Source organism: Pseudomonas sp. PDM28, assembly GCF_019219115.1.
GTDB lineage: Bacteria > Pseudomonadota > Gammaproteobacteria > Pseudomonadales > Pseudomonadaceae > Aquipseudomonas > Aquipseudomonas laurylsulfatiphila.
Window position 1 is genome coordinate 249,099 of the sequence record NZ_JAHUWG010000007.1, and the last position, 23,976, is coordinate 273,074.

Below are 23,976 nucleotides of genomic sequence, written 5' to 3' on the forward strand. Positions count from 1 at the left end.
GTCCTCTGCCGGCTGAACTGCACACTAGGCACGTCGAAACTGTACCTGCGAGTGTTCCAGTTGGCGCTCGCCGATCAGGCACCAGGGGCAAAAGAAATCGAAAAACACATCAATACGCAAACGACGAGTCACAACCTCACCTCTAACCCGGCTTCACTGACAGGGTCAGGCACGCTCTGCCCCTGAAGCCGGGCGATATCTCTGTGGTAATGACACTTGGCATAAAAGAACACCGCCGCTGCCGCGAGGCTGACCAGCGGCACCAGTTGAAACGCGGCATGCAAACCGATGAGGTCGGACACCCGACCGGTGATGAACGGCCCCGGTGCCAACCCCAGCAGGTTGTTGGCCAGGGTCAGCGTGGCGAAGGCCGTGCCGTGCACCGAGTAATGGGTCAGGTTGGCAACCATCGCGCCGCTAGGGCCGGTGGTACCGGTGGCAATCAGCATGCCCAGGCAGATCAGCAGCAGTTGCACCGGCCCCGCCTGCAAGGCAAAGGCTGCCGACAGCAACAGACAACTGCCCAGACAAAAGGCGATGGCCAGGCTGACCTTGCGCTCCGGTGAGTGGCGACACAGGCGATCGCTGAGCATGCCGCACAGAATCATCCCCACACCGCTGCACAACACGATGAGCGCCGCCATGCCGCCGGCCTTGTCGGTGGGCATGTCGTAGTAGCGGTTGAGGTAGCTGGGAATCCACACCATCACCGTTCCGCCGACGAATAGCTGCAAACCGCTACCCACGTACGTGGCGATCACCGAATGGCTGGACCACAAAGTGCGCAGCGGACGCTTGACCGCGGCAGCCGTCTTGTTCGCAATCTGCGCGGCACGTTGTGGCGCAATGCGTGCTTCCTTGACGATCAGCGGATAGAGCACCGCCAGCACCAGGCCAAACAGAGCCATGCCGGCGAACGACCAGCGCCAGCCCAGCTTGGCCGCGATAGCACCGCCCAACGCCATGCCCAGCACGGCACCAAACAAGCCACCGGCCATGAAAGCACTGGCCAGGGTGGCGCGCATATGTTTGGGGAACACCGAGATCACCACGGCGATGCCGACGCTGCCGTAAGCCGCCTCACCGACACCGACCATAAATCGCGCGATGAACATCTGCTGGTAGTCCTGCGCCACCGCGCAGCCCAGGGTCGCCAGGCTCCAGAGCAGCGCCATCAACGCCAGGCTCTTGACCCGGCCGAAGCGGTCGGCCATCAACGACAGAGGGAACGTCAGCAGGCCAACCATCAGGGCAACGACGCCGCTGAGCAGACCGAGCTGGCCGTCGCTCAACGCCCACTCGCTCTTGAGCAGCGGGAACACCGCGTTGAGCACTTGGCGTGACATGTAATCGGAAATCAACAGGCCGAACGTCAGCGCGAAGACAATCCAGGCATATTTACGCGCAACGCCGACTCCACCGGAGTCGTCATCGTCGGCGGCGATTGGGTGAAAGGCCATGCAGCCTCCTCAATGTGGTTGTTTTATTGTTGTTATCAAGCGTGTAGCCGCTACGGCTTACGAAAGTGATTTCAATGCCCACACGCGTGAGCATCCCCATGACCAAGGGCCGTGCTGTTGAACCGCAGTAGGTTCTAGCGCGTATCCATTACCTTCCGCTCTCTATTTTCGGAAGCCTGAAGGTAGCTTTGACGGGGCATCCTGCACTAAGCTTCGCAGGACTCAATCTTGCGAAATTGGGACACGAGGGAAATCATGTATACCCTGACGCGGAGTGCCAGCCTTACCAACTATGAACAGGTTGCCCGTTCAGAGGGGCTCGATCCTTTTCGTATGCTGCGGATGGCCAAGCTGCCGGCCAGTGCCCTCGACGATCCAAATATCATGATCAGTAGCGATTCGGTCGGGTGGCTGCTGGAGGAGTCAGCCCGATTGTCCGGTCAGGAGGCTTTCGGTCTGCTGCTCGCCGAAAAGAGACACCTTTCCAACTTTGGCATGCTGGCACTGCTTATCCGCGAAGAGCCAACACTGCGCGCCGCCTTGCAATCTTGCTTTCGCTATACGCGACTGCATAACGCCGGTGTGCAATTGTGGCTTGAGGATGTGGGCGATCTGACCCTGCTGCATGTGGGGGTGAACATGCAGGGCCATCATGGCGTCTGGCGCCAAGCGATTGAACAAGCAACCGGAATTATCCTCCGCACGTTGTGCATTCTGAGCGGTTATACCTTCCGGCCGGTAAGGGTCAGTTTTACTCACGCCCCCCCCTCCAGCCTTGAAGTACACCATCGTGTGTTGGGAACCGCGATCGAGTTCTCTCAGGAATTCAACGCCATCGTTTGCCGCGGGGGCGATTTGGATATGGCCATACCTGAGGCGGACCCCGCGCTGCATCGCGAAGTGAAGCGATCGCTGGACATGCAGTTGGCTAACCTGCGCGACGAGCCGACGCAGCGGGTACGTCAGATCGTCAAGATGCTGCTGCCAAGCGGACTGTGTTCTGTCGATGCGGTTGCCCAGCATCTTGGCATGCATCGACGCACCCTTAACCGCCACCTGGCAACTGAGGGTGAGAGTGTCACAACGATCATCAACGCTGTACGGGCTGAACTCGCCGAAGAGTATTTGGCCAACAGCAGACGCCGATTTTATGAGGTGGCCGAACTGCTCGGCTTTTCCACGGCCGGTGATTTTTCACGCTGGTTCCGCAGCCAGTTTGGCAAGACACCTTCGAATTGGGTTGCTTCCTATCGAGAGAGCAAGGCGCCCCCCGAGCCCCGCCGCCTGAAAAAATAGAAGGAGAGATTCAAGGGCGACCGACAAGCCTGTTGGCCGACCAACCTGCCTGAAACTGTCATTTCTTCGACGCGGCCATTATCGGCGACAAGGCGTTTTCACCAGCCAATGAGCAGGCAGTTTGGGCGGACCGACTTTTTCAACAGAGTCGGTCGATAGCTGTCACGTCAAAACAGTCCTCCCAATGCTGCTGGCTCCCAGTTCATGATCACCAGTTCTCCACTGACCTCGGCCTTGCCCTGCCGCTGGTTAGTCGTGGTGTAGCGGATGTCCAGCGTCTCAAAATGAAAGCCCTCGAACACCCGGCGGATGTCCGGGTGGTCGTTAATGCTGACCATCACCCTGCCCTTACAGCGGCGCATAAAATCGGCCATGCGTTCGTAATTTTCAAACGGAAAATCCACCCCATACCCTGCGGTCTGCCAGTACGGCGGGTCCATGTAGTGGAAGGTGTGTGCCCGATCGTAGCGTTCGGCGCATTCCAGCCAAGGCAGGTTCTCCACGTAGGTACCGGACAGGCGTTGCCACGCGGCTGAGAGGTTTTCCTCGATACGGAGCAGATTGATGGCCGGGCCGGTGGTCGCGGTGCCGAACGTCTGCCCAGAGACCTTGCCGGCGAAGGCATGGTGCTGCAGGTAGAAGAATCGCGCGGCGCGCTGGATGTCGGTAAGGGTTTCCGGGCGGGTCATCTTCTGCCACTCGAATACCTGACGCGAACTGAGCGCCCATTTGAACTGACGCACGAACTCTTCGAGGTGATTTTGCACCACACGATACAACGTCACCAGGTCACCGTTGATGTCGTTGAGGACTTCAACCGGCGCGGCCTGGGGTCGCATAAAGTACAGCGCGGCGCCGCCGGCAAAGACTTCGACGTAGCATTCGTGGGGAGGAAACAGCGGAATAAGGCGATCGGCCAGACGGCGTTTGCCGCCCATCCAAGGGATGATAGGTGAAGACATAGATAGCAAGACCTTTACTGTATAAATAAACAGGTGCTAGGCTCGCTCTGCTTTGTGCACAGAGCAGGAGCCTTGGCGGGACTTGCAGGGACAATCTGCGGGGACGGTGGCCAGGCTGGATGTTGACGCATCCAGACTGGCCGCTCCTTTTTCTTTGATTTTTGAAACTTCTGACTCGGGCCGATTTATGCGCCCGCGCAATTAAACCGGCACCTCGAGTACGATTTTCTGCGGCTTGCCTGACGTCTTGGCTTTGCCTTCTTTGCCGCCATTGCACTCCGCCGACACTGTCCAGCCGGACGGGGTAAAAGTGTGATCCACCGACTCCACCAAATACTCACCATCGAGGCCACGCTTGAAGCCTTGGGCCTGGATCATGACTTCGGCAAACAGGTCGGTCCGACCCGGCAGGTCGAGACGTACCGAGGCGGTGGAACGATTGAACGCCGCCAGACGGGCCTTGGCCGCTTCGTCGGCCGCTGTGCGATCCGGGTAGAGATGGCGATCGGTATGCACCGGCGGCAGCCCTTCGGGCACGTTGGGGTTGTCCAGGTGCGAAATCAGCAGCTCGCCGCTGGCCGGGTCCTGGTACTGGGTGTTGACGCCCTGATGCGTGCTGCGGTCGCTCAAGCGAAACCGCCAGCGGGTGATATCGCTGCGCTGCAGGGTGATCACCGCCAAGGCCTTGCCACTGGCGCTCTGCCCGCCCTGTCGCGGCAAGACCAGCAGCTTGCCGTCAGCCACCTTGGCCGTGCAGTCGTGCTTCTTGGCCACCCGGGTAATGAAGTTGAAGTCGGATTCATTGAGCTGGTCCATGCGCGGCACCCGGGTGTCGACCGGGCACGATGGCTGCCAGCCATTGCGGGCCGCCACGTCACCGACGATCTGCGCCAGGCTGACATCTTCCCAACTGCCGCTGCGCGTGGTTTTGCCGCTGCCACGCATGTCGCTCGCCTTGCCGCTGATCACCAGCGTGTCCGGTGGGCCAGAGACAGCGACATCGTCCACGGTGTAGCGGCCCATGCGCGTCAGGTCGGCGCCGGCATAACCCAGGTAGACCTCGATGCTCGCACCACGGACAGGCAGCAACACTGCACCATCACGGTCATCAATGCGCAGCTCGAACGAATCCGAGGCCATGCCAGGCCGATCGGAGAGCTGCAGCGAGACCAGCCGATCATTGATCAAGGTGGTGATGTCCGCGCCATCGGCAACGATACGGAAAAGCGGTTGCATGTCGGCGCTCCGAACAAAAAAAAACCCGCACTCGGCGGGCTGGGTAATGGGATTAATCCCACAGTGAAATTACGCTGTCAGTCTCCACCACCAGGTCCGGCAGCGTGATCAGCACACCGGCCCGGAACGGCTGCGGCTCATCGGCCAGGCCCTGATTGGCCGCCAGCACCGCCTCGACGCTGCGGTTCAGGTGGCCGTAGTAGTGGTGGCACAGGGTATCGAGCAAATCCCCGTCAGCCGTTCTGCAGGTCATCGCCATAACGGACAAACTCCAATGAAAAGCCCTGCTTGCGCGGGATCGCCCCGGGCAGCAAGGCGCTTTGTTCCTCGTCGATGTTGGTCAGGCACCAGTTGCCCAGCACCTCGCCATAACCCGTGGTCAGGTTCAGCGGTAGCAACTTGGCACCGATGCTGCGCAGCGTATCCAGCTGCTTCAGCCCACCTTTGAAGCTCGGGTAGATTGCGCCTTTGATGGTGATTTTCTCCTCGCCTAGACCTACGGCCTGTTGCGCCGGGCGCCGGGTCAGGCGCTCCTGCGCGGCCCAGCGAAACGCCGTCTGCCGGCGCAGTTCGTCGAAGGCGGCGGTGTCCAGGTTGAAGTAATACGGCCGCTCATTGGCCTTCAGCGGGTAGAGAATCAGCAGGTGCGGGAATGGCTTCACCGCGTCGGGAATCGGCGTCATGTCGCCGGCAAACCACTCCGTCGGGAAAATATTGCCCAACGCGGCGTTGGCCTTGCCGGCCACCTTGTTGAACGCCGCGCCAAAGCGGCCGATCTGCTCAGTCAACGCGGAAAAATGCTCATCAAACTGGGCCAGCGCACGCTGGGTCTGATTGTAGATACTGGCGACCTTACCGATCTTGGCCTGGGCCGAGTTTATTGCACTTTGCAAACGCCGGGTCTTATCGCTCAGGTCCTCGCTGATAAAGGGCAAACCCTCCAGCGCATCGGCTGCCCCGCTGATTTCATTGAGCGCGCCATTCATGGGCCCGGTCATGGACTCCAGGTCAGTACGCCCGGCCTCCCCTGCGTCGACCATGTATTTCAGCCCGCCCTGCAGGTGCTGCAGGTAGGTCTTTTCATCCGCCATAACACTATTCCTCAGCCCACGTGGGGTGCATCAAACAACTGGCGGTCGCGCGCTTCCCGGGCGAAGTCATCAAATTGACGGCGCAGGTACGGCATCAATTCCTGGACCAACTGTGCCGGGTCTTTCACATCGCCGTGCACCTGAAACACCGGGGCCGGGGCGAAGGTGAATTGCTGATCGACCTTCGGCCATTCGGGTGCCTTAACCGCGGTGCTCGACATCAATGCCGCCGCCGTGACCGGCGCGACGGGGGCGTTGTCCATCGAGCGCACGACCGCGCCCACCCCTTGGCCGGCGGCCATGGGAAAGAGGCCGAGCGGTGCTTTGGGTACGATTGGCGTGTCCGGCCCACCAAACAACGCCTTGCCCATGGTCGCGCCCACGTCGCCGCCGCCCCACGCCCCGAGCCAGGCACCGATCATCCCGCCCACTGCGGTGCCCAGCAGCGGGATGACCGAACCGATGGCCGCTCCGGCCGCTGCACCGGCCAAACCACCGGCAAGCCCACCCACCGCCTCGCCGTAGCCTTCGGCCTTTTCATCGCGAGTGGTCGCGTTCTGGTAAGTCTCCAACACCTGAACGCCGGCACCGAGCGCCGCCAGCGCCCCACCCACTTTCATGCCACGGGACGGCCGACTTGCAGGGCCTTTGCCCTTTCCGCCCCTCCCTTCTTTGCCGTGATCCAGCCCGTCGTGATCGCCGTCATCCGCGTTGGTCACGAATACCCGCTGGACGATGTTGGACCGGTCACCGGCCGAACCACGGGCAATGTTCACCAGCCCCCGCCCGATCTTCAGCGCGGCCCAGGCCTTGCCCGCCAACAAGGCTCCGGCACTCAGCGCCGCCAGGCCCAGCACCACCTTGGGCGTTTCCTCGGACAAGGCGGTCAAGCCACGCGCTGCCGCGCCAATGCCGGTGGCCAACGCATCCGTCGCCGGCCGCAGGGCATCCCCGATCGCGCGCAGCGAATCGTTGAACGCCTGACCGGTTTCGGCCCAACGTTGCGACGAGCTCTCGCGACGTTCGTTCAGGTTTTTGTCGAGAATGTCCTTGCGCGGGCCGTCGGGGTCCGAAGCGCCTTTTTTCAGCTCCGCGTAGAATTTTTTGTTCTGGGTGTACGCCATCAGGGCCGTCTTGACCTGCATGTCGGCAAACAGATCGCCGGTACGCAAAGTGGCGGCCAGGGCATCGGCCATCGCTTGCGCCTTGGCCGGGTCCGTCTCCTGGCTGATCTGGGTCAGGCCCTGATCCAGCTGTTTGGCCTTTTTCGGATCGGTCTTTTCCACATACCGGCGCGCCAGTTCGAAGCTGGCCTCGAAGGTCGACAAGCCCTTGGCAATGGCGGCGTTCATCGAGCCCTGATAGTCAATCCCGGCATCGGCGTAACCTTTGACGGTTTCCCCTGAACCGATTTTCGCAATCCAGTTTTTCAGGTTGTTCGCCGCCTCATCAGCGCTGCCGGCGCTCTTGATCTGCACCTGCAACATGGCGCCCAGCTGGGTCACCGCCTCCTGACCGGTGATGCCGCTGCTGGTCATCTGCGCCAACAACTCCGGAAACCACTTGGCCATGTCGGCCGCCTCGAAGCTGCCTTGCTGGCCCAGCAGGGCAACTGACGCCAGGGCCTGTTCCATTTTTTTGGGGTCGGTGATCTTGGCGTTGTTCTGCATCGCCAGAATCATTTTCGCCGTGTCGGTGCCCGACGCGCCCTGCCCGACCGCAAACTTTGCGGCCACCGGGGCGTACTTCAGCGCTTCGGTCAACACCATGCCGCCACCGACCAATTGATTCACCAGGTCGGCCACCTGGGTGTTGGCCATGCCAGTATCTTTTGAGGTCTGCACGATGTCGCGGGCGGTGTCCATTTCCTGCTGGGTGTTGGCGGTGCCGGACTTGATTGCGATGTCGCGAATGATCGCCTGAAAATCCGCGCTGACCTTGGTCGGTACCGCGGCCAGCGTGGTACCGGCCACCGCCGTACCAAATCCGCTGCGCAGGCTCTCCCGCCCCTCTTCGATTTGCCCCATGCCTTTGGCTTTGAACTCGGCACTGCGCACCACCTTGCCCAGCGCCAGGTACTCCTGACGCAGGCGTCCGACTTCGACACCCTGCTTGCGCAAGCTGTTGGTGTTGGTTTCCAGCTTTCTGAGCAAGGCGTCAGCATTGGCCGCGCCACTGTCGTGGGCTTTTTTCCATTCATCGCGCAGACGCATGGTTTCGCCGATGACTTTCTGCAAACCTTTGGCGCGGGTGGTTTGCGCCTCAAGCTTTTTCATTTCGCCGCTGACATTCTTGAAGGCAGCGCCCAGGGAGGAATCGACGGCGCCGCCAATCACCAGCCCGAGCGAGAGTTTGTTCGCCATGCAGGGTACCTATATGCAACGGGGGTGGGCTCAGTCCGTGAGCCACCAGACCATCTCGGAAAACGACAGGCTCTGAATCTCGGCCGCCGAAAAATTCAGCTCGACGGCCAAGCGTTTGGCCAGGGCCTTTTGCAGCCGGGGGTTAAACCCCGTCGTCTGCTCCCAGACGAAAATAGGCGGTCTGCAAACGACGGTAATCACGCATCAGCAGCCCCTCCAGATCGCCGCGGCCAATGCTCGCCAGGCTGCAGAACAAGACCATCTCCTGCTCTTCTTCGTTGGTACCGCCCTGCAAGGTGGCAGCGCGCATTTCGCGCACCGTCGGTTCGCGCAAGGTCAGTTTGTCGACCTGAATGCCGTTGGCCTGGCTCGGCTGGGACAGGGCCACGGTGGCAATGCCATCGCCCAGTTGCAGCCACTTGGGCAGGACTTTGTCTTTCACGTTGCTCATGGTGTGGCTCCTTACATGCCCAGGGCAGACCGCACAGCGGCCAATTGGTCGACGCCGTCAATGACGCGAATTGAGTTGAGCGGGTCGATTTCAAACATCACGCTGCCGTCGATTTCCAGCTTGTAATAGGTCACCGCGACGGCGTACTTGAACTCGCCTTTTTCACCCGGTTTCCAGTCCCCCGGATCGACTTCCTTGAGGCTGCCACGCAGGGTGGCGACCACCGACTTGACCGAACCTTTCTGGCCCTTGAAGGCGCCCCGGAACGAGGCGTTGAACCCGGTCAGGTCGGCCTGGCCGAAGAACTTCAGCACCTCGCGGCGCACGCCGTTGGTGATGAAGCTGGCTTCGAGCTTTTCGGTGCCCATGTCGATCTCGACCGGCGCGTCCATGCCGCCGGCGCGGTACTCGTCGGTCTTGAGGGTCAACTTGGGCAGGGTCAAGCTCGGCACGTCGCCTTGCAGGCTGATGCCGTCCACGAACAGGTTGGTGTTGTAGAGCACTTCCGGAATCATAAAGCGGCCTCCTTAGGCAGCGGTGTCCAGCACTTCAGTGATCCACTGATCGGTCACCTCCACGCGAAAGTTCGGGTTTTCGGCCGGCGGCACATCGGTGAAACGAATGTTCCAGTACACCTTGCCGTCGCTGAGTTCGCTGGAGGTGTTCAGCTCTTCGTCGGCATAGACCTCGAAGTTGATGATCGCGCCCTGATTCTTCAGGTCGCGCATGAACGCCTGCAGGCCTTCGGTCACGTCCTTGACGTAGGTCGCGGTGATCGAGCGGTCCACGGCCCACTTGTGCGCGTAGAGGATCGCGTCCATGACGATGTCCAGCGTGCGCACCCGGGTGACGAACTTCCATTTCGAGTCGCTGGACAGCGTGCGGTTACCCCACAAGCGATACCCATCGTCCCGAATGATCGTGGTGATGTTCGCGTTGTTCAGCAGGTTGGCCCGGCAGGACGCATCGCCGTCGAGAAACTCGATCGGCCGCGTGGTGCCGGTGACGCCGACAAACTCCTTGTTCGACGGCGAGGCCCAGAAACCGTAGGTGGCATCGGTCCAGGCAAACAGGCCAGCGGTCCAAGCCGAAGCCGGTGCATTGACCGTGGCACTGGTCCCGGTGTCCCAGAATTGCACGCCAGGGTCGACCATGTAGGCGTGTTTGCTGCCGAAATTTTCGGCATAGGTGATCGCGGCTTCGTCGGTGGTGTTCGGCCCGTCGAGGATGGCCATCGCCCGCATCTTGTCGCCCAGCGCCACCAGCTCGGTGGCGACCGCCAGCGTCGCCGAGTACCCCGGAGTCACCAACAACCGTGGCTGGGCGTTGAACTTGCTTTTACCGTTGAGCAACGCCTGCATGCCGGTACGGCTGCCGTCAGCCCAAACCCCGCCGATGATCGCGGACAGCTGCTCGGCCGGGTCGTCCAGCAGCGGCACCCCGACGGCGACAATCACCGCCTTGGACCGCTTGAAAATGGCCTTGCAGTCCTGGGTGATCGCGGCGTCCGGGCCCCAGGCCGCCACCGCTTCGCTTTCGCGGGTGATCAGCAGCAATTCGTTGGCCGCCGCGGTCGCCGGCGGCGCCACGGTGAAGGTGTTGCACAGGCCGATGATCGACGCGGACGGGGTGGCGATATGCCGGGCGCCGGTGTCCACCAGGGTCACGGTGACGCCGTGAAAAAAACTCATAGAGTGATGCTCCAGAAACGAAAGAGCCCCGCGCGAGCGAGGCTGTGAGTGACGTGACGCGTAACGGAAAAGAAAACGCCCCGGCAATGCGGGGCGTCAGGACGCGGTGTTGCTCGATCCGTCCGGCTTTAGCGGCCGTTTATCACTGACCGGAAAGTCCGACGATCCTGGCCAGGCCCGCAGCTCGTTGCGATAGGTGCGCCAAGCCTGCTCCGTGTTGAGCGCGGCTGGGTCAGCATCCAGATGCTTGTCGATCTCTCTGCCCGCCCAATGCAGTTCATTTTCGATCCATGACCGTTCTCGCTGGCTTTGAATCGCCAGATCGCGCGCGGCATCGAGCACCCAAACGAAACCATCCCAGAGATAGGCCGCACTTGGTCGCGGCAAATTCGTCAGCTCGGCCGGCAGTTCGCCAGGCATCGAATGCGTCACCTCGGCACCATCGGTGGTGCGGTAAGCCACGCCTCGGTAGTCGGGCACCACCAACCACCTGCCATCCCTCCAGACCACCACCTCCCCGTCCCCGGCTTCGGGCGGTTCTTCCAACGTGGCGCCCGCTGGCAGACCGCAGCCACAGCTGACATAGGTTTCGTGTTGGCCGAGGTATTCCGTGGTGGTTTCACTGAACGTGTACACCTCGATCCAACCGCCCTCTTCAAAAAAACCATTCACTAAATTCGGCATCAGTACATCCTGCAAATGTAGTTGTACGCCACGTTACGCATACGGGTTTCCGTACTCACACGGACGACGGCTGAAGGATTGAAAACGACTGAGCGGTAACCCGTTGTAGTGACTTGCGGTGCAGCCGGCGTAATGGCCGTGCTGTGGTTACCACCCGTAAATACGCCAGTCGCGGTGTTCACCAGTAACGCCGAGTCGTCGTCTTGCAGGACGAGCTCGCCCGTCATGTTTTGCAGCGTGTCGAGCTGAGCGCTCAACACGGGGCGTCCCGAATCGGGGTCAACGCCACGTCCGCCATCCAGACCACGAATCGACTCACCGCGCAGATCTGGCAGGATGCCGCTGGGATACACGGCCAGCAATGCTGGGTACCACTCGACATTGAACGGCTGCCCCGTCATTACGACGCAGTTTTCTGGCGGCATAGCGGTTGGCCATGGAAACGGCACGCCGACAGGGACGGCAAATATGGAAGCAGGATCAAAATTGCTTTCGGTCCAGATCTTCCCGAAGTCGGATGCATCAACCTGTAAACCCACATCGCTCGAGGCGGGTCGATAACCAATGTAGACCTTGTTCGACGCCTGACCCGCACCACCGCCTTGCTGCACGGGAGTGAAACCCAGTGCCGCCTGGTACGCAGCAGGGTCAAAGTTACTAGTGTCCCAACCCGTTACCCACGCACTGAATACGAATCCCTCTGGGCTCCGAACACCGCCACGAGTAAGCGTTGTACCGGTGTTATAGCCGATGATTTGTTGCCAGAGGGTGTCTTGACTGACCGCAACCAGCATGGGGGAGAATTGACCGCCCTCTGGAACGTTCGGGCCGGGGTTCACCCGGTAAATGCCCGCGGTGGTGACTGTGTCTAAATCGGTGCCTTCGGGAAGGACAATCCCCCCCTGGCCCCAGCCATAAGCACCCGTGAGCAATACACGGCCTGGTGTGTCATCTTGGGGAGAGGTTTGTTTAACCAGATCGGTTGAGTCCCAGGTGCTTTCCCATTCGCTCCAAACACCGGCAGTCAAGGCCCGGCGGTGTAGGGTGTGGTCGGCATTCCCATAAATCTCCTGAAAGGCGTATTGACCTGGTGTAATCGCCGAAACGCGAACCCAACCCTCAAAGGGCGCGCCACCTGGCCCTCCCGCGCCATTGCTGACGAAATAGAGGGCCGTCACCGCATTCAGGCTACCGATATCAACATCACTGACCGCATAGGCAGCCCCACCCCAGCCGAACGCTCCGACCTTCATCAGCGCATCAGGCGTTTCATCGTGAAGATGGACCTGCACAACAGCAGTCGCGGCGGTGCCCAGCCCGAGGTTATTCCGAGCCTCGACCACATCCGCAACATCGCCCAAGTTTTCACTCACCGCAAGGGCATCGGTGATGCCGTAGCCGGCCAGGGTGGTCGGGTTGGTACCGGCGACTACACGCCCAAGGGCATCGACGGTGACACTACGAAAGGTGCCTACGCCTACCCCACTGCCGCCGGCGATCATTTCAAACTGCAAACTGGTGGTGCCCAGCTCAATCGGCGCATCCGTGACCAACTGCCAGAGGCTGTCGCCGTTGGTCGTGCCCTGCTCGACGTGGATAAACAACCCCGGTGTCACTTCCAGGCTGTTGTCGGCATCGGCGGCCCGTGTCCAGCTTTCGGCGCTGACGACATACAGGCCGTTGTCCTGGGCTTCTGTCTGAGCGGTCACCAGCACCCGTTCACCGACGACCACGGCCACGTCATCGATGGTCTGCACATTGCTCAGGGCAATGGCGACGGTGGCCGCCACCCGCGCTGACTGTTTGTGGTCCAGTTTGGCCAGCTCCTCCTGGATCTTGAGGTCCACGTATTCACGCGTGGCCAGCACCACGGCCGGATCGATCTTCAGCACGATGTTCGCCGAGCTGCTGACGATGAAATTCATCCGCACCACTTGGGTCTTGCCACTGCCCTGGTCCAACAACGGTTTATAGCTCGGCGCGCAGTTGGCCACCGCCACCAGGTCGCCGTCGACATCGTACAGGCCGATCTCGCGAATCCATTCACCGCCGACTTCGGGAGGAATGATCTGCTCGGTGATGACGGTGTTGGGGTTGGCCGGATCGACGCGGATCTGGTTGATCGGCGCCCGGCGCCATTCGTTGATCAACTGGGTTTGCAGGCGGTCGGGAATCGGGTCGGTGCCGTTGGCATCACCCAGGCCCATCTCGCTAAACATCCAGTCCAGGCCCATGGCGATGGCATTGGCGTGTTTGGCTTCACCGACCGCCGTGAGAATGGCAAAAAACTGACTGGTTTTATCAATCATAGGGATAAACGTCCAAAGTATCGGTTTCATCGACGCACAGCGCCGGGCCAAAGGTGCCGGTCACGTCGATGTCTTTCGGAGCTGGGGGGTACACGTCGATCTCTTCGCCCTCTTGCACGCACACGGCAATGCCCAACACCCCCTCGGTCTGCAGGCTAAGCGCCAGATTGGTCATGTGCCGGCTGACCGGACGCGCGTCGTCGATCAACCACGCCAGTTCCTCGTACAGTTCCTCGGTGATGCCGGCGTCATTCAGGCCGACCTCCAGGGCGAAGGTGCCGGGCTCGCCTTCCGGCACGGTGTCGAACCATTCCACGACGTCGATCAGGTAGCCCAAGGGCTCGACCACCCGACGCAATGCACCGATGGTGCCTTTGCGTGCATGCACGTCGTACGCCGAACGGATTGCCGTGCGCTTGGCCTCCTGCGTCCAGTTGTTGTTCCAGCGGTCCACCGACCAGGCCGACGCCAGATACGGCAACAGGTGTTCAGGGCAGGTGTCGGCGTTGTACAAACTGCGCAGCGGAATCAGCGTTTTTTCGTAGTTGGCCGCCTCCACGGCCAGTTCCAGCGGCGTGCTGTTGAGCGGTAACTGGCTGCTCATGTCAGGCCCCCAGCGTCACGCTATAACCCGTGCAATACGCCGCCTCGGCCTTGCTCGGTTTGAGGTCGGTCCAGCCCAGCAGCTCAACCCGGGCGATGCCGGGAACGTGCAACTGCGCATCGACGCCCGAGCGCGCCACCTCCAAACCCAGGCGACGGCGCGGGTTGATCCACTCGCTCAGACGTTTCTGGCTTTCGGCCAGATAGGCTTCGTTCTCCGGGCCGGGTGCCTGCGGATACAGCACCGCTTCAATACGGTAGTCGATGACCATGGCGCTCTGCACCGTGAGCCGGTCGGTCACCGGTCGCACGTCCTCGTCATTGAGTTGCAGTCGGACCTCCTCCAGCAGTTCAGGCGAGGCGGCGCCGCTGCCGTCGAGGCTGAGCACGGTGACCACCACCACGGCGGGCGACGGGCTTTCCGCCGTGGCATCGGCCACCAGGCCCGAGGCGTTGCGTGCATGCAGGATGTAGCTGTTGCGCGGCCCCGCCGTGGTCAGTCCCTCATACGACAGCTGAACCCGCTCGCGCAGGGCATCGTCCTCTTCGAGCACCTGCGGCGTCGGCGGCACCGTGCTTGGATCTCCGGCCTGAATCACCAGGCGCTGCAGGTTGACGTTGGCGGCCAGGTGATCGAGGTCGGCCCGCTCGGCATGGGCCAACAGCAAGGCCTTGCCCGCGTCGTTGACCCGCGCCCGGTTCTGCAAGGCGCCATAAGCGGCCTGTTCGATCAGCTTGAGCACCGGGTCGCTTTCCAGCTCCGCGCTCCAGTTGTCGCCCATGCTCAGACGGAAGGCTTCCAGCTTCTCCTGGTAGACCGCTTCAAAGTCGAGGTCCTCCAGCACTTGCGGCGGCGGCAGTGCCGCCAATTCCATGGTCATGCGGACACCTCCAAGGTCACGTCGCTGCCCAGGTACTGCCCAGTCAGCTCAAATGTGATACGTCCGTCGAGGATGGCCACCGCGCGCACCCGGCCCAGCTTCAGACGCGGCTCCCAACGCCCCAGCGTGCTGGCCACCTCCGCCTGCACGGCACTTTTCCAGCCGTCATTGACCGGCAGGTCGACAAAGCGCCGCAGCTTGCTGCCGTACTCCGGGCGCATGCGTCGGCTGCCCAGCGGCGTGGACAAAATGTCCTCGATGGACTGGCGCAGGTGATCGAGGCCGGAAATGAGCTGGCCGGTGCGGCGGTCCAGTCCGATCATCCCGATCATGGGATCAGTCCTCGACCGCGACAAAGTCCTTACGGCCGCGCAAATACTCAAGCGCGACCGTGTCATCTGAGGCCACCGCGACCTGGCCTTTTTCGACTTTCAAGGTGCGCTCGGCGTCCAGCAGAATCAGCACCCGCGAGGTGTACAGCGTGTCGCGAAAGAAGCTCAGCGTGGCCGGCGCGGGCGCTTCGGTGGCGGCCGAGACTTCCTTGGTTTTACTCGTCATGGTTTTTCTCCAGGCATGAAAAAGCCCACGCGCGGTGGGCTGAAGGTGAATGTTCACTCAATGCGAGTGGTTGCTGCTGTTGCCTTCGGCGTCCATGATCGTGCCGGCGCCGGTGATGTCGCCGGATACACTCAGCGCGCCGTCGATGCTTACCTCACCCGACAGCGTGATCTGGCTGGCCGTCACCCGGACTTGCTCCGGCGTCACTTCAAACTGCGAACCCCCGACCGTGATCGTCGCGCGGCTGCCGGCGGGCAACGCGATGCTGTAGCTGCCGGCTTGCCAGTCGTAGACCAGCGAGCCGCCATCGTCGAAGTACCAGGCTTCGACGTGATCGCGATTGTCCGGTGGCGCCCCGGCGTTGCCATACAGTCCCGGGATAAAGGTGCCCATGGCCGGATCACCGCTGGGGCTGAACAGTGCGCCCTGCTCCCCCGGACTGGGCGCCCGCCAGTGACGGGCTTTGCCCGCCGCCAGGCTGTGCCAGCGCACCCAGGCGCTGACCCAGGTACCGGCCTTGACCCGCACCCGACCGGCACTTAGATCGACGCCGACCACCACGCAGGGCATCAGCATCGCCGCGATCATCCGGTCATGTTCGGCGCTGGCGTATCCCATGCCAGATCCTCCGGTGGAAAGTAGTGATCTTCATTGCCGGTACCGGTGCAGCCATCGACATTCAGGTACAGGGTGCCCGGGGGCTCGACAGGCCACAGCCACTCAACCTCACCGAGGTAGATCTGCTGGGTCCACTCCACCGTCCACACGGTGTAGCCATCCAGTTCGGGTTTGGTCCAGTCCTGACGCGAGGCCACAAACTGCGCCTGTTCGACGTTGTCCAGCCCCCAGGTCTGCGCTCGCAACAGAATGGCAAGCTGTGCCGCCAACTGCGCACCCAGTTGCTGATGACGGGCCAACTCGGGCGCGACAATGACCCGCGCTTCAAAGCGCTGGATCAACACGGTTTCACCGGTGCCGATGTCGGGCCCGGGCTCAAACTCAACCGGCTCGAGAAATACCGCCGGCAACGCTATCCGGTCCTGAATGTCCGGACAGGTCGCCACAAACCGCACCGAGGGCAAAGCTTGGCGGATGTGGTCCTCGATCGCGGTGTACAACGCATCCAGCGAAAAGGCAGGATCAGACACGGGCGCTCCCCTTCAGGTATTTGTGCAGCTCAAAGTTCATCTCCTGTTTGAACACGACCAGCAGACGTTCATCGGCCTTGTTGGCCCAGGTGTAAAACGGACCTTCAACGTCTTCGAGTGAGACTTTGGCCTTGGCCAATGGAAAACGGTTGTCGTTTTCCGCGATCCAGCCCGAACTTGTACCTCCCCCCGCGGACGCACTGCCGGGATAGTCATCCGGGTTGAAATGTTTGCTGGAGGTGCGAATCCAGATATCCGCCTTGTTGCCATACACGCGCTTGTAAAAGGCGCCCTGGTAGCGCCGCCCCGCCACCGAGACACCGGCCTTGCCCTGCCGGGGATTACCAATCCGGCTGGCCTCCATCGGGTTGGTGCCGAACCAGAGTTTGCCCAACTGGCCCTGGCCTTTGATGGGATAGCTGCGCAAGCGCTGGCGCACCGCGCGGACGGCAATCCGCTCCTGCTTGCTGACATCGCGCGCCATGTATGTGGCCAGCCAGCCCAACGTCTTGTTGATCGCCCGCCGTTGCGCCGCGGCAGCGGCCTTGGGCACCACCTTGGCCAGCTGTTTAAAAGCCTGCATGTCGTCTGCGGAAAACTGCAGCGAGACCGACACGGCACTCATGCTTTTAACCTCAACGACAAGGCCACCAGACCATCACCCGCTGGCTCCAGGTGTGTCAGGGTGTACTCGCCGCCACCGTCCAAGGCTGGTAAATCGATGTGCACCGTCTGGGTTTTTTCAACGCCCACGGCATCGGCCACCCGAATGTGAAAGCACGGATCGCGCAGACCGGTGTTCAAGCGGCCGATTTTGGGCTGCAACCAGGGCGCCGAGAACATGCCCAGCACGCGCCGGCCTTCGATGAAGCCGACATCGGCCAGGGTGTCGAACACCACGCTGTCGATCTCCGCGACCAGGTCTCGAAAGGCCATGATCAGAGCGTCAGCAGGATCTGTGCCCGTGGACGCGTGCACAGGTGCAATGGGTTGGATTGGGCTTCACCGGCCATGCCCTTGTTGAACGGCAGTGGTTCCAGCTTGCTGTAATACGGCAGGCCCTGGGTGTTGGCCGTTTCCATGTAGTCCGCCGGGGCGAAACAGGAGATGTACAGTTCCGGCACGCCTTCGGGAATCAACAGGGCTGTATCGTCATGAATAAACGACACCCCGGCGATCCGCCCGCGATAGCGCTCCCAGACGATGCCGCCCAGCTCGAAGCTGTCCCGCGCATCACCACGCAATTCCGCGGCCTGGATCGTATTAAGGTAGGTTTCCTCAACCGATTTGTGCGTGATCAGCTTGTTCCAGAAATTCTTGCCACAGAAGGCTCGCGCGCCCGAGCTGGTGACGCTACCCAGTTCATCGTCCTGCATGTCCAGCGCTTCGGCGCACTTGACCCGGATCTTCGTCGCCGAGTCGTTCAGGCCCATGGACAAACTTTGTTGCTCCACACCAAACGCCTGATAGATGTTCAGCAGGACCGTCGAGCCATCCGCGTCCAGCACCAGGCCGTTCAGCGCGCCCATGCGCTGGAATTCATGGGTGGCATCGAGTTGACGCTTGGCCTTGCTCAGGCGCGTGTTGACCACGCCCTGCACGGCCTGCAGTTCGGTGGTCGTACCAAAGGCGCGAATGCCCTGAATTTCGTCGGCCTTGATGGTGAAGCGCTGCGGCAGGTGCACGGTGTTGAACGGGATCATCTGACGCTTGCTTGCACCCACGACCAGACCCGAGGTACCACGTTCACCCGCCGGCACCAGGGCCAGGGTGTTGCCGTCCTTTTCAATCTGCACGGTCAGGGTGCTGATGCCTTCCTCGCGAAACAGGCCCAGGCTACTGATGCGGCCCGGCAAGTACTCCTGCTCATTGATCGCCGCGGTCAGCGAGGACACGGAAAAAACATCGTCGGTAAAAATGCCAATATCGGCCATGAAGGAACTCTCCAGAAAAGCAAAACCCCGCTCAAGGCGGGGTTTGGATGAAAGGGAAATGCCTTAGCGGGCAATCACAAACTGTGCCGCCAAGGCACCCTCGGCCTCAGCATCAAAACCGGTCAAATGCACCTCGCTGACCTCGGCCAGCCGCACCACGGCACTGGCGCGACGCTCTTCGGTCGATTCGCCCAGTGGCCCGTAGAGGATGCAGGCCGCCACTTCGGTGCCGTCAGTAGCGGCGGGATCGTAGGGGGCAAACTCATTGGTCGCCGTGACCAGCCCCAGTACCTGGCCAGCATTCAGTGCGGCACCGGCAGCCACCAGAATGGATTCACGAGAGATCTTCCCGGCCCCTTCCGAGAGCAGAAACTCGCCGGCGTGTAGCGTTTCGTACTTTACGGTCATGCTCGTGCTCCTTTTGCACTTTTGAGTTGCCCTGCATGGGCGGCCTGACGGGCCGCCCAGATCGAAGAGGGATTCGGTTGTTTCGCCAACACCTTTGGTGCAGGGTCATCGTCGAGGGGTACGCTATTGTCGATTTCGAAACCGTTGCCGCTGCTGACGATCTTGTCGAACAGCCGCGCGCGTACCGCGGGCTCATCCAGCCCCGCGGCCACATACTCGAGGCTAAGTTCTGGCAGTCGTGCCGCGACACACAGGTCATGCACCGCCTTGGCCCGGGTCAGCCCCGCCTGGACGATTTCTTCGCTTTCAAGCTGGGTCGAACTGAGCAATGGCGCGACCAGGTTGCTGATCCCCGCCTCCGCGCAACGTTGAGTGATCAACAACGCCAGCTTGGCCGAATCCATCACTGGCTTGGGTGGATCGTTTGGCGCCGGCGCCGGCTCCGGATCTGGCTCAGGCAACTCATCGAGCTGGGCCAGCAATTCAGCTGGGGTGTGCTGATAACGCTGCATCACCCCGCCCTGCCCCAGACACGCCTTGACCTGCACCCCGTCGCCCACCTCATCGGCCAGCCCCAGAGCCACTGCCTCACTGGCTGTCAGCCAAGTTTCGGCGGCCACCAAACCCCGTAACTCCACCTCATCGATGTCCGGTGCCTTGGCCTTGTAGGCCGCGATGATCGCCTCCATGGTTTGGTCGAGGACATCCGCCACCTTGCGAAAGCTCTCGGCGTCGCCAGCCGCATAGGTCCACGGGTTGTGGATCATCAACATCGCATTGGACGCAATCACCACCTTGTGGGCACCGCACACCGCGACACTGGCCGCACTCGCCGCCAATGCATCGACACGCGCCGTGCAACGTTCGCCCAGCCGCGACAAGGTGTTGTGCATGGCCAACCCGTCGAACAGGTCGCCGCCGATGCTGTTGAACGCCGCGATCACCGGCGACACGCCGTCGTCGACCGCGCGCAGATCCTGCATGAACTGACTGGCAGTAATGCCCCAGGTGCCGATTTCGCCATATACAAAAACTTCGATTACACGCTCGGTCGCTTCGCCGCTGGCGTGTACGGCGTACCAGCTTTTATCCTGCACCGGCACTTGCTGGCCGGCCTTGTTGTAAATGCGCGGCGGCGTTTTCTTGCTCATGTCTGCTCCTTGTCGTCGAACGCCTGGAGCAGTTCGACGAGCGTGCTGTAATTAAGACCTTTACCCCGAGCGCGCTCGGCATCGGCGGCGTTTTCTTCGTCCACCGTTTCGGCGTCATAACCGGTGCGCAGAACCATTTCGCTACGCGAGGCAAAGCCGGCGTTCACTTCCATCGTGCGTGACTGAACATCCTGAACCGGATGGATATACGCCCAGCCTTGTGGCACCCAGCGTGTACGCAGGTACTCACGGCGGCGTTGGGCGTAGTCCGGCAACAGCACGGCGCCACTGAGCACGGCCATATCCATCCACGCGGCCCGCACTGGGCGACATAACTGGTGCACATACACACCAAATTGCAGCTGCTCAAGTCGACGCCGGAACTCGGTGAGCACCACCCGTAACGCACGGTCGTTCACTTCGCGCATGTCGCCAGTGAGGATCTCGTACGGCATTCCGGCGCCGGCCGCCGCTGCCATCAATTGCTGACGCATGAAATCCGGGTAGTTGTTGCCGGCATCTGGCGGCGAGGAAAACTCGACCTCCTCGCCCGGCAACAACTCCTGCATGGTCCCGGGCTCCAATGCCACCATCGGTGTGAAGCCATCCGAAGCGAGGTTCAGTGGCGCTCCGGTCACTGGGTCGACCGGGGTCTGGATGTCATCCGGTGATGGCTTCTTGATGAAGCCGGCGAACAGGTTGGCCACCTCTTGGCGGAACAACACCGCATCGTCGTAGTTGTCCAGGCTGCGCAGGCGCTTGAGCACCGGCGATAAACGCGGCAGACCACGCAGCTGACCCGGTTCGACCGGCTCAAAAATGTGCAGCACCTGGCTGGCCGGTACGCGCACCAGCTGGTTGTAGCCACTGTTCAACGACGCAGCATCGCCGGGATGCGAGCGATACATCCAGTACGCCACCCGGCGACTGTCCGGGCTGAACTCAATGCCGGCACGAATGACGTTGCCGTTACGGGCCATTTCGGACTTGTCGTGTGGCACAAACTCCGGCGCCAGCACCTGGAGTTGCAGCGGCACCACCAGCCCCTCTTCGAGGCTGCGCGGGCGCAGGCGGACAAAACATTCGCCAGCCGTTTCCACCGTCCGGGCAATCAACGCCTGCTGTCCGTAGAAGTCGGTCAGGCCATCGGCGTCGGACTCTTCGGTCCAGTCGGCCCAGAGTTCCTGCAGCAGATGCCGAAGCTCGTCATCCTGGGTTTTCGGCCGCGGCGTGATGCCGGTGCCGATCAGGTTGCTGACCCGCTTGTCGATAATGTTGAAGGCGTACGGGTCGTTGCGCACTGCTGCGCGGGAACGCGAGCGGAGATTTCGTAACGCCGGAATGGCAATACTGTTGAAGCCGGCGTCGGGCGCATCCCAGCTAGCGGAACGGCGCCCTTCGGCCGCACCTTCATAGCTGGCCTTGATGTTCGACGGAATCAAGAATCCGCTGCGGCCCAAGGTGGGAAAGTGACGAGCCATTACAGTCCCTTGCCTCCATGGTAAAGCCGCACGATGCGCGAACGAGGTCCGGCCGCCGCGATCAACGAGCTACGAATTTCGTCGCGTGCTCTGAGCAATTCGTCGATGTCGCGGTACTCGACGTTGCGATCGGCGTAGCGCACGATTTTCTCGCCGCGCGCAATTGCCTTCTCGACCGCATCGAGTTGCTGCTGGGTAAAGGCCATGGGGATCGCTCTAAAGAAAAAAGACAACGTGGAGGACAATGCCGCGATTTCATTCAGCGTCTTTTTTTGAGGTAGCCGCTGCTGGAGCTTCGACGCTGTGGCGGCCGTGCAATCGGCAGCGGTGCTATTACCGGCTTAGCAGGTGGTGGCACGGGGTCCGCCGGTTGCTGCGGAGATGACACCGGAGCGCGGACGCGTTCGACTGCAATAGCTTTTTCACCCGGAGGCACCGCCTGCATCAGGGCGCTTCTCACCCGTTCCCAGTCGTGTTCCTTGTAGCGATTCAGGCCCAGGTAATGCGCCATCGCCAGGCTGTACACCATCAAGTCGAGGGCTTCGTTGCGCTCCGCCTTGCCCTTGACCCATTCGATTTTTTTGTAGCCTTTGATGTACCGAGTCACCTTGCGCTCAGCGACGCACTGGGCGAAGAAATCATCCGGCAGGTCGTTGGCAAAGTGCAGCGCGCCGGGACCGTCCTCCACCGGATAGCGGTTGTAAATCCAGTCCTTGGCCGTGTCGGTACCGATGAACCACAGCTCGACACCTTTGCGCTCGGTCAAGCCTTTCCAGGTGACATCCATCATCGATGGCCGCTGCGCAATCACCGGCCGACCGGACTTGCTCGCGCCCTTGACGGCGAAGATGTTGCGCCAGCGCCGCAGCCGGCAGAACTGGTACACCTCGTCGGTGTGGTTGCCACCGGAGTCGATGCCGGCCGCGCGAATCGTTAATTCCGCACCACACGGGTGCGGATAACGCGCCTTGAGTTTGTCATCGAGCACTGACCAGGTGCGTTCATCGGAAGGGTCGCCCCAGATGACCTGATAGTCGATGATCCAGCGCTCCATGCCGGCGCCCCAGCCCACCACCATGAACTCCAGCCGGTTAGCTTGAACATCGACCGAGGCCGTGAGCATCAGCACGGCGAACGGCATCGAACCCAAACCATAGGTTTCCAGGCGGGCCCGAGCCATCAGCACATCCGCTTTGGTCTGCTCTTGGGCGCTGTCCCAGACCTTGGCCAGACGGGTGTTGTAGAACACCTGCATGGGTTCCAGATCGCCGCGGGACATGGCGGTCTTGGCCTTCTCGAACTGCTTGGCCAGCGCGGCCCAACCAGTCCAGCCGGGCGGCGAGTACAACGCATTGAGGTTGAAGCCGACGGTTTCACCATCGCCCTGGGCATGGGCGCGCCACTCGCCCTTGGCCAACATCTCACCCTTGTGATGTTCTTCGATCAGCACGTCACAGTCAGGCCCGGCGCACTCATAGTGCGCCCGTTGGCAATCTGTCGAGTAATGCAGGCGTTCCCATTCCAGGACTTGCATGTGCCCGCAATTCGGGCACGGCACGTAGTAAAAACGCTGGTCGCTGGTCTCGAACAAATCGGCAATGCGCGAGGCGCCCCGGATCGTCGGCGAGCTGGAAAAGTAAAACTTGGCGTTACGGCCAAACGTACTGCCCCGGGTTTCAGCCAGCTCAATCGGGTCGCCCTCCTCGCCCACGTCCACCACCCAGCGATCCACCTCATCACCGTAGATGTACCGGGCCGACAACTCCGACAGGTTCGCCGCTGAGCCCGCGGTGGTGACATACAACGAACCACCTTCGAACTCTTTGGTGTCCATGGTGTTGCGCGCATCCCGCGAACGGTTCGCCGCCACTCGTTCGCGCAGCACTGGGGTGGCCTTGATGGTCTTGCCGATGCGCGACGAGACTCGTTTGGCCAACCCCAGGCTGGGCAGCAGCGTGAGAATGTTGGACGGCGCCATATGGATCAGGCCGCCAATCCAGTTCAAAGCGATCTGGGTTTTCATCAACTGCGAGGCGACCATGGTCACCACGCGCTTGCAGGGGTGCGCCGGTGACAGGCAGCGCATCGGTTCGCGGGCATACGGCGTACGCGCCGTGCGGTACTGCCCGGGTTCGGCGGCCCCGGCATCCCGCGGGATGCGCATGAACTCGTCAGCCCACTGATCGATCCAGACATCCGGCTCTGGCCGCAGCCCGCGGAAATACGCCTCCCGGTACACCGCTGCACCGTCGGGCATTTCCGCTGACAT

26 protein-coding genes and 1 pseudogene are annotated in these 23,976 nt (G+C 61.6%); 1 reads left to right on the forward strand and 26 read right to left on the reverse strand.

The genetic code is table 11. The features are described 5' to 3' along the window. Nucleotides 1–33: 33 nt before the first annotated feature. Nucleotides 34–132 (reverse strand): annotated as a pseudogene (locus KW841_RS17820) (DsbA family protein); the annotation flags it as partial. Further along, nucleotides 129–1,460: an MFS transporter gene (locus tag KW841_RS17825; RefSeq protein WP_150756533.1), complete on the reverse strand. Its 1,332-nt coding sequence runs from the start codon at nucleotides 1,458–1,460 to the stop codon at nucleotides 129–131. The gene KW841_RS17825 and the pseudogene KW841_RS17820, both read right to left, overlap by 4 nt. A 255-nt stretch (nucleotides 1,461–1,715) precedes the next feature. Between KW841_RS17825 and KW841_RS17830 the strand changes: the two genes are divergently transcribed. Next, nucleotides 1,716–2,756 (forward strand): AraC family transcriptional regulator, encoded by a 1,041-nt coding sequence (locus KW841_RS17830; RefSeq protein WP_060539968.1) that lies wholly within the window; start codon nucleotides 1,716–1,718, stop codon nucleotides 2,754–2,756. Between the two features lie 167 nt (nucleotides 2,757–2,923). On the opposite strand, the gene KW841_RS17835 is transcribed toward KW841_RS17830, so the two are convergent. The 24 genes from KW841_RS17835 to KW841_RS17950 all read right to left on the reverse strand — a co-directional run bounded on the left by KW841_RS17835 (nucleotide 2,924) and on the right by KW841_RS17950 (nucleotide 23,976). Beyond that, a complete protein-coding gene (locus KW841_RS17835; protein ID WP_218478692.1) occupies nucleotides 2,924–3,718 on the reverse strand; it encodes a DNA adenine methylase in 795 nt (264 codons plus the stop codon). A 201-nt stretch (nucleotides 3,719–3,919) separates the two neighbouring features. Beyond that, entirely contained in the window at nucleotides 3,920–4,954 is a 1,035-nt protein-coding gene (locus KW841_RS17840; RefSeq protein ID WP_218478694.1) for a phage late control D family protein, read from the reverse strand. Nucleotides 4,955–5,006: 52 nt separating this feature from the next. Beyond that, the gene (locus KW841_RS17845) at nucleotides 5,007–5,213 is read right to left on the reverse strand and encodes a tail protein X (RefSeq protein WP_057716592.1); all 207 of its coding nucleotides are present in this window, start codon (nucleotides 5,211–5,213) and stop codon (nucleotides 5,007–5,009) included. Next, entirely contained in the window at nucleotides 5,188–6,045 is an 858-nt protein-coding gene (locus KW841_RS17850; RefSeq protein WP_218478695.1) for a phage tail protein, read from the reverse strand. Before KW841_RS17850 ends, KW841_RS17845 begins: the two co-directional genes overlap by 26 nt. An 11-nt stretch (nucleotides 6,046–6,056) precedes the next feature. Beyond that, a complete protein-coding gene (locus tag KW841_RS17855; RefSeq protein ID WP_218478697.1) occupies nucleotides 6,057–8,408 on the reverse strand; it encodes a phage tail tape measure protein in 2,352 nt (783 codons plus the stop codon). Nucleotides 8,409–8,550: 142 nt separating this feature from the next. Beyond that, a complete protein-coding gene (locus KW841_RS17860) occupies nucleotides 8,551–8,859 on the reverse strand; it encodes a phage tail assembly protein (RefSeq protein ID WP_218478700.1) in 309 nt (102 codons plus the stop codon). A gap of 11 nt (nucleotides 8,860–8,870) precedes the next feature. Next, nucleotides 8,871–9,374, reverse strand: coding sequence for a phage major tail tube protein (locus tag KW841_RS17865; RefSeq protein WP_218478702.1), 504 nt, complete (start codon nucleotides 9,372–9,374; stop codon nucleotides 8,871–8,873). A 12-nt stretch (nucleotides 9,375–9,386) separates the two neighbouring features. Next, nucleotides 9,387–10,550: a phage tail sheath family protein gene (locus KW841_RS17870; RefSeq protein ID WP_218478704.1), complete on the reverse strand. Its 1,164-nt coding sequence runs from the start codon at nucleotides 10,548–10,550 to the stop codon at nucleotides 9,387–9,389. Nucleotides 10,551–10,646: 96 nt separating this feature from the next. After that, nucleotides 10,647–11,234: a hypothetical protein gene (locus KW841_RS17875; protein ID WP_218478706.1), complete on the reverse strand. Its 588-nt coding sequence runs from the start codon at nucleotides 11,232–11,234 to the stop codon at nucleotides 10,647–10,649. After that, nucleotides 11,234–13,543, reverse strand: a complete 2,310-nt coding sequence (locus tag KW841_RS17880) for a phage tail protein (RefSeq protein ID WP_218478707.1) — start codon at nucleotides 13,541–13,543, stop codon at nucleotides 11,234–11,236. Before KW841_RS17880 ends, KW841_RS17875 begins: the two co-directional genes overlap by 1 nt. Beyond that, entirely contained in the window at nucleotides 13,536–14,147 is a 612-nt protein-coding gene (locus tag KW841_RS17885; protein WP_218478710.1) for a phage tail protein I, read from the reverse strand. Before KW841_RS17885 ends, KW841_RS17880 begins: the two co-directional genes overlap by 8 nt. A gap of 1 nt (nucleotide 14,148) precedes the next feature. Further along, a complete protein-coding gene (locus tag KW841_RS17890) occupies nucleotides 14,149–15,027 on the reverse strand; it encodes a baseplate J/gp47 family protein (RefSeq protein ID WP_218478712.1) in 879 nt (292 codons plus the stop codon). Then, nucleotides 15,024–15,350 carry a GPW/gp25 family protein gene (locus tag KW841_RS17895; protein WP_043302559.1) on the reverse strand — a complete coding sequence of 109 codons (327 nt, stop codon included), beginning with the start codon at nucleotides 15,348–15,350 and terminating at the stop codon, nucleotides 15,024–15,026. The genes KW841_RS17890 and KW841_RS17895 overlap by 4 nt, the downstream gene beginning before the upstream one ends. A gap of 13 nt (nucleotides 15,351–15,363) precedes the next feature. Continuing rightward, nucleotides 15,364–15,585 (reverse strand): hypothetical protein, encoded by a 222-nt coding sequence (locus KW841_RS17900; RefSeq protein ID WP_218479001.1) that lies wholly within the window; start codon nucleotides 15,583–15,585, stop codon nucleotides 15,364–15,366. A 57-nt stretch (nucleotides 15,586–15,642) separates the two neighbouring features. After that, nucleotides 15,643–16,203 carry a phage baseplate assembly protein V gene (locus tag KW841_RS17905; RefSeq protein WP_218478713.1) on the reverse strand — a complete coding sequence of 187 codons (561 nt, stop codon included), beginning with the start codon at nucleotides 16,201–16,203 and terminating at the stop codon, nucleotides 15,643–15,645. Next, nucleotides 16,170–16,733 (reverse strand): hypothetical protein, encoded by a 564-nt coding sequence (locus KW841_RS17910; protein ID WP_218478715.1) that lies wholly within the window; start codon nucleotides 16,731–16,733, stop codon nucleotides 16,170–16,172. Before KW841_RS17910 ends, KW841_RS17905 begins: the two co-directional genes overlap by 34 nt. Further along, nucleotides 16,726–17,358: a hypothetical protein gene (locus KW841_RS17915; RefSeq protein WP_218478717.1), complete on the reverse strand. Its 633-nt coding sequence runs from the start codon at nucleotides 17,356–17,358 to the stop codon at nucleotides 16,726–16,728. The genes KW841_RS17910 and KW841_RS17915 overlap by 8 nt, the downstream gene beginning before the upstream one ends. Further along, entirely contained in the window at nucleotides 17,355–17,669 is a 315-nt protein-coding gene (locus KW841_RS17920) for a hypothetical protein (protein WP_218478719.1), read from the reverse strand. Before KW841_RS17920 ends, KW841_RS17915 begins: the two co-directional genes overlap by 4 nt. 2 nt (nucleotides 17,670–17,671) lie before the next feature. Continuing rightward, complete coding sequence (locus KW841_RS17925) at nucleotides 17,672–18,667, reverse strand: major capsid protein (RefSeq protein ID WP_104449527.1); 996 nt, start codon at nucleotides 18,665–18,667, stop codon at nucleotides 17,672–17,674. A 63-nt stretch (nucleotides 18,668–18,730) separates the two neighbouring features. Continuing rightward, complete coding sequence (locus KW841_RS17930; protein ID WP_218478722.1) at nucleotides 18,731–19,075, reverse strand: head decoration protein; 345 nt, start codon at nucleotides 19,073–19,075, stop codon at nucleotides 18,731–18,733. Next, entirely contained in the window at nucleotides 19,072–20,226 is a 1,155-nt protein-coding gene (locus tag KW841_RS17935) for a head maturation protease, ClpP-related (RefSeq protein ID WP_218478725.1), read from the reverse strand. Before KW841_RS17935 ends, KW841_RS17930 begins: the two co-directional genes overlap by 4 nt. Then, complete coding sequence (locus KW841_RS17940; protein ID WP_218478728.1) at nucleotides 20,223–21,707, reverse strand: phage portal protein; 1,485 nt, start codon at nucleotides 21,705–21,707, stop codon at nucleotides 20,223–20,225. Before KW841_RS17940 ends, KW841_RS17935 begins: the two co-directional genes overlap by 4 nt. Next, nucleotides 21,707–21,913, reverse strand: a complete 207-nt coding sequence (locus tag KW841_RS17945; protein ID WP_027923826.1) for a phage head-tail joining protein — start codon at nucleotides 21,911–21,913, stop codon at nucleotides 21,707–21,709. The genes KW841_RS17940 and KW841_RS17945 overlap by 1 nt, the downstream gene beginning before the upstream one ends. Nucleotides 21,914–21,966: 53 nt before the next feature. After that, nucleotides 21,967–23,976: a phage terminase large subunit family protein gene (locus tag KW841_RS17950; protein WP_218478730.1), complete on the reverse strand. Its 2,010-nt coding sequence runs from the start codon at nucleotides 23,974–23,976 to the stop codon at nucleotides 21,967–21,969.

What these genes read in the sequence shown, in the direction of transcription:
- KW841_RS17825 (WP_150756533.1), bottom strand. Translation starts at nt 1,460, where the DNA reads ATGGCCTTTCACCCAATCGCCGCCGACGATGACGACTCCGGTGGAGTC.
- KW841_RS17830 (WP_060539968.1), top strand. Translation starts at nt 1,716, where the DNA reads ATGTATACCCTGACGCGGAGTGCCAGCCTTACCAACTATGAACAGGTT.
- KW841_RS17835 (WP_218478692.1), bottom strand. Translation starts at nt 3,718, where the DNA reads ATGTCTTCACCTATCATCCCTTGGATGGGCGGCAAACGCCGTCTGGCC.
- KW841_RS17840 (WP_218478694.1), bottom strand. Translation starts at nt 4,954, where the DNA reads ATGCAACCGCTTTTCCGTATCGTTGCCGATGGCGCGGACATCACCACC.
- KW841_RS17845 (WP_057716592.1), bottom strand. Translation starts at nt 5,213, where the DNA reads ATGGCGATGACCTGCAGAACGGCTGACGGGGATTTGCTCGATACCCTG.
- KW841_RS17850 (WP_218478695.1), bottom strand. Translation starts at nt 6,045, where the DNA reads ATGGCGGATGAAAAGACCTACCTGCAGCACCTGCAGGGCGGGCTGAAA.
- KW841_RS17855 (WP_218478697.1), bottom strand. Translation starts at nt 8,408, where the DNA reads ATGGCGAACAAACTCTCGCTCGGGCTGGTGATTGGCGGCGCCGTCGAT.
- KW841_RS17860 (WP_218478700.1), bottom strand. Translation starts at nt 8,859, where the DNA reads ATGAGCAACGTGAAAGACAAAGTCCTGCCCAAGTGGCTGCAACTGGGC.
- KW841_RS17865 (WP_218478702.1), bottom strand. Translation starts at nt 9,374, where the DNA reads ATGATTCCGGAAGTGCTCTACAACACCAACCTGTTCGTGGACGGCATC.
- KW841_RS17870 (WP_218478704.1), bottom strand. Translation starts at nt 10,550, where the DNA reads ATGAGTTTTTTTCACGGCGTCACCGTGACCCTGGTGGACACCGGCGCC.
- KW841_RS17875 (WP_218478706.1), bottom strand. Translation starts at nt 11,234, where the DNA reads ATGCCGAATTTAGTGAATGGTTTTTTTGAAGAGGGCGGTTGGATCGAG.
- KW841_RS17880 (WP_218478707.1), bottom strand. Translation starts at nt 13,543, where the DNA reads ATGATTGATAAAACCAGTCAGTTTTTTGCCATTCTCACGGCGGTCGGT.
- KW841_RS17885 (WP_218478710.1), bottom strand. Translation starts at nt 14,147, where the DNA reads ATGAGCAGCCAGTTACCGCTCAACAGCACGCCGCTGGAACTGGCCGTG.
- KW841_RS17890 (WP_218478712.1), bottom strand. Translation starts at nt 15,027, where the DNA reads ATGACCATGGAATTGGCGGCACTGCCGCCGCCGCAAGTGCTGGAGGAC.
- KW841_RS17895 (WP_043302559.1), bottom strand. Translation starts at nt 15,350, where the DNA reads ATGATCGGACTGGACCGCCGCACCGGCCAGCTCATTTCCGGCCTCGAT.
- KW841_RS17900 (WP_218479001.1), bottom strand. Translation starts at nt 15,585, where the DNA reads ATGACGAGTAAAACCAAGGAAGTCTCGGCCGCCACCGAAGCGCCCGCG.
- KW841_RS17905 (WP_218478713.1), bottom strand. Translation starts at nt 16,203, where the DNA reads ATGGGATACGCCAGCGCCGAACATGACCGGATGATCGCGGCGATGCTG.
- KW841_RS17915 (WP_218478717.1), bottom strand. Translation starts at nt 17,358, where the DNA reads ATGAGTGCCGTGTCGGTCTCGCTGCAGTTTTCCGCAGACGACATGCAG.
- KW841_RS17920 (WP_218478719.1), bottom strand. Translation starts at nt 17,669, where the DNA reads ATGGCCTTTCGAGACCTGGTCGCGGAGATCGACAGCGTGGTGTTCGAC.
- KW841_RS17925 (WP_104449527.1), bottom strand. Translation starts at nt 18,667, where the DNA reads ATGGCCGATATTGGCATTTTTACCGACGATGTTTTTTCCGTGTCCTCG.
- KW841_RS17930 (WP_218478722.1), bottom strand. Translation starts at nt 19,075, where the DNA reads ATGACCGTAAAGTACGAAACGCTACACGCCGGCGAGTTTCTGCTCTCG.
- KW841_RS17935 (WP_218478725.1), bottom strand. Translation starts at nt 20,226, where the DNA reads ATGAGCAAGAAAACGCCGCCGCGCATTTACAACAAGGCCGGCCAGCAA.
- KW841_RS17940 (WP_218478728.1), bottom strand. Translation starts at nt 21,707, where the DNA reads ATGGCTCGTCACTTTCCCACCTTGGGCCGCAGCGGATTCTTGATTCCG.
- KW841_RS17945 (WP_027923826.1), bottom strand. Translation starts at nt 21,913, where the DNA reads ATGGCCTTTACCCAGCAGCAACTCGATGCGGTCGAGAAGGCAATTGCG.
- KW841_RS17950 (WP_218478730.1), bottom strand. Translation starts at nt 23,976, where the DNA reads ATGTCAGCGGAAATGCCCGACGGTGCAGCGGTGTACCGGGAGGCGTAT.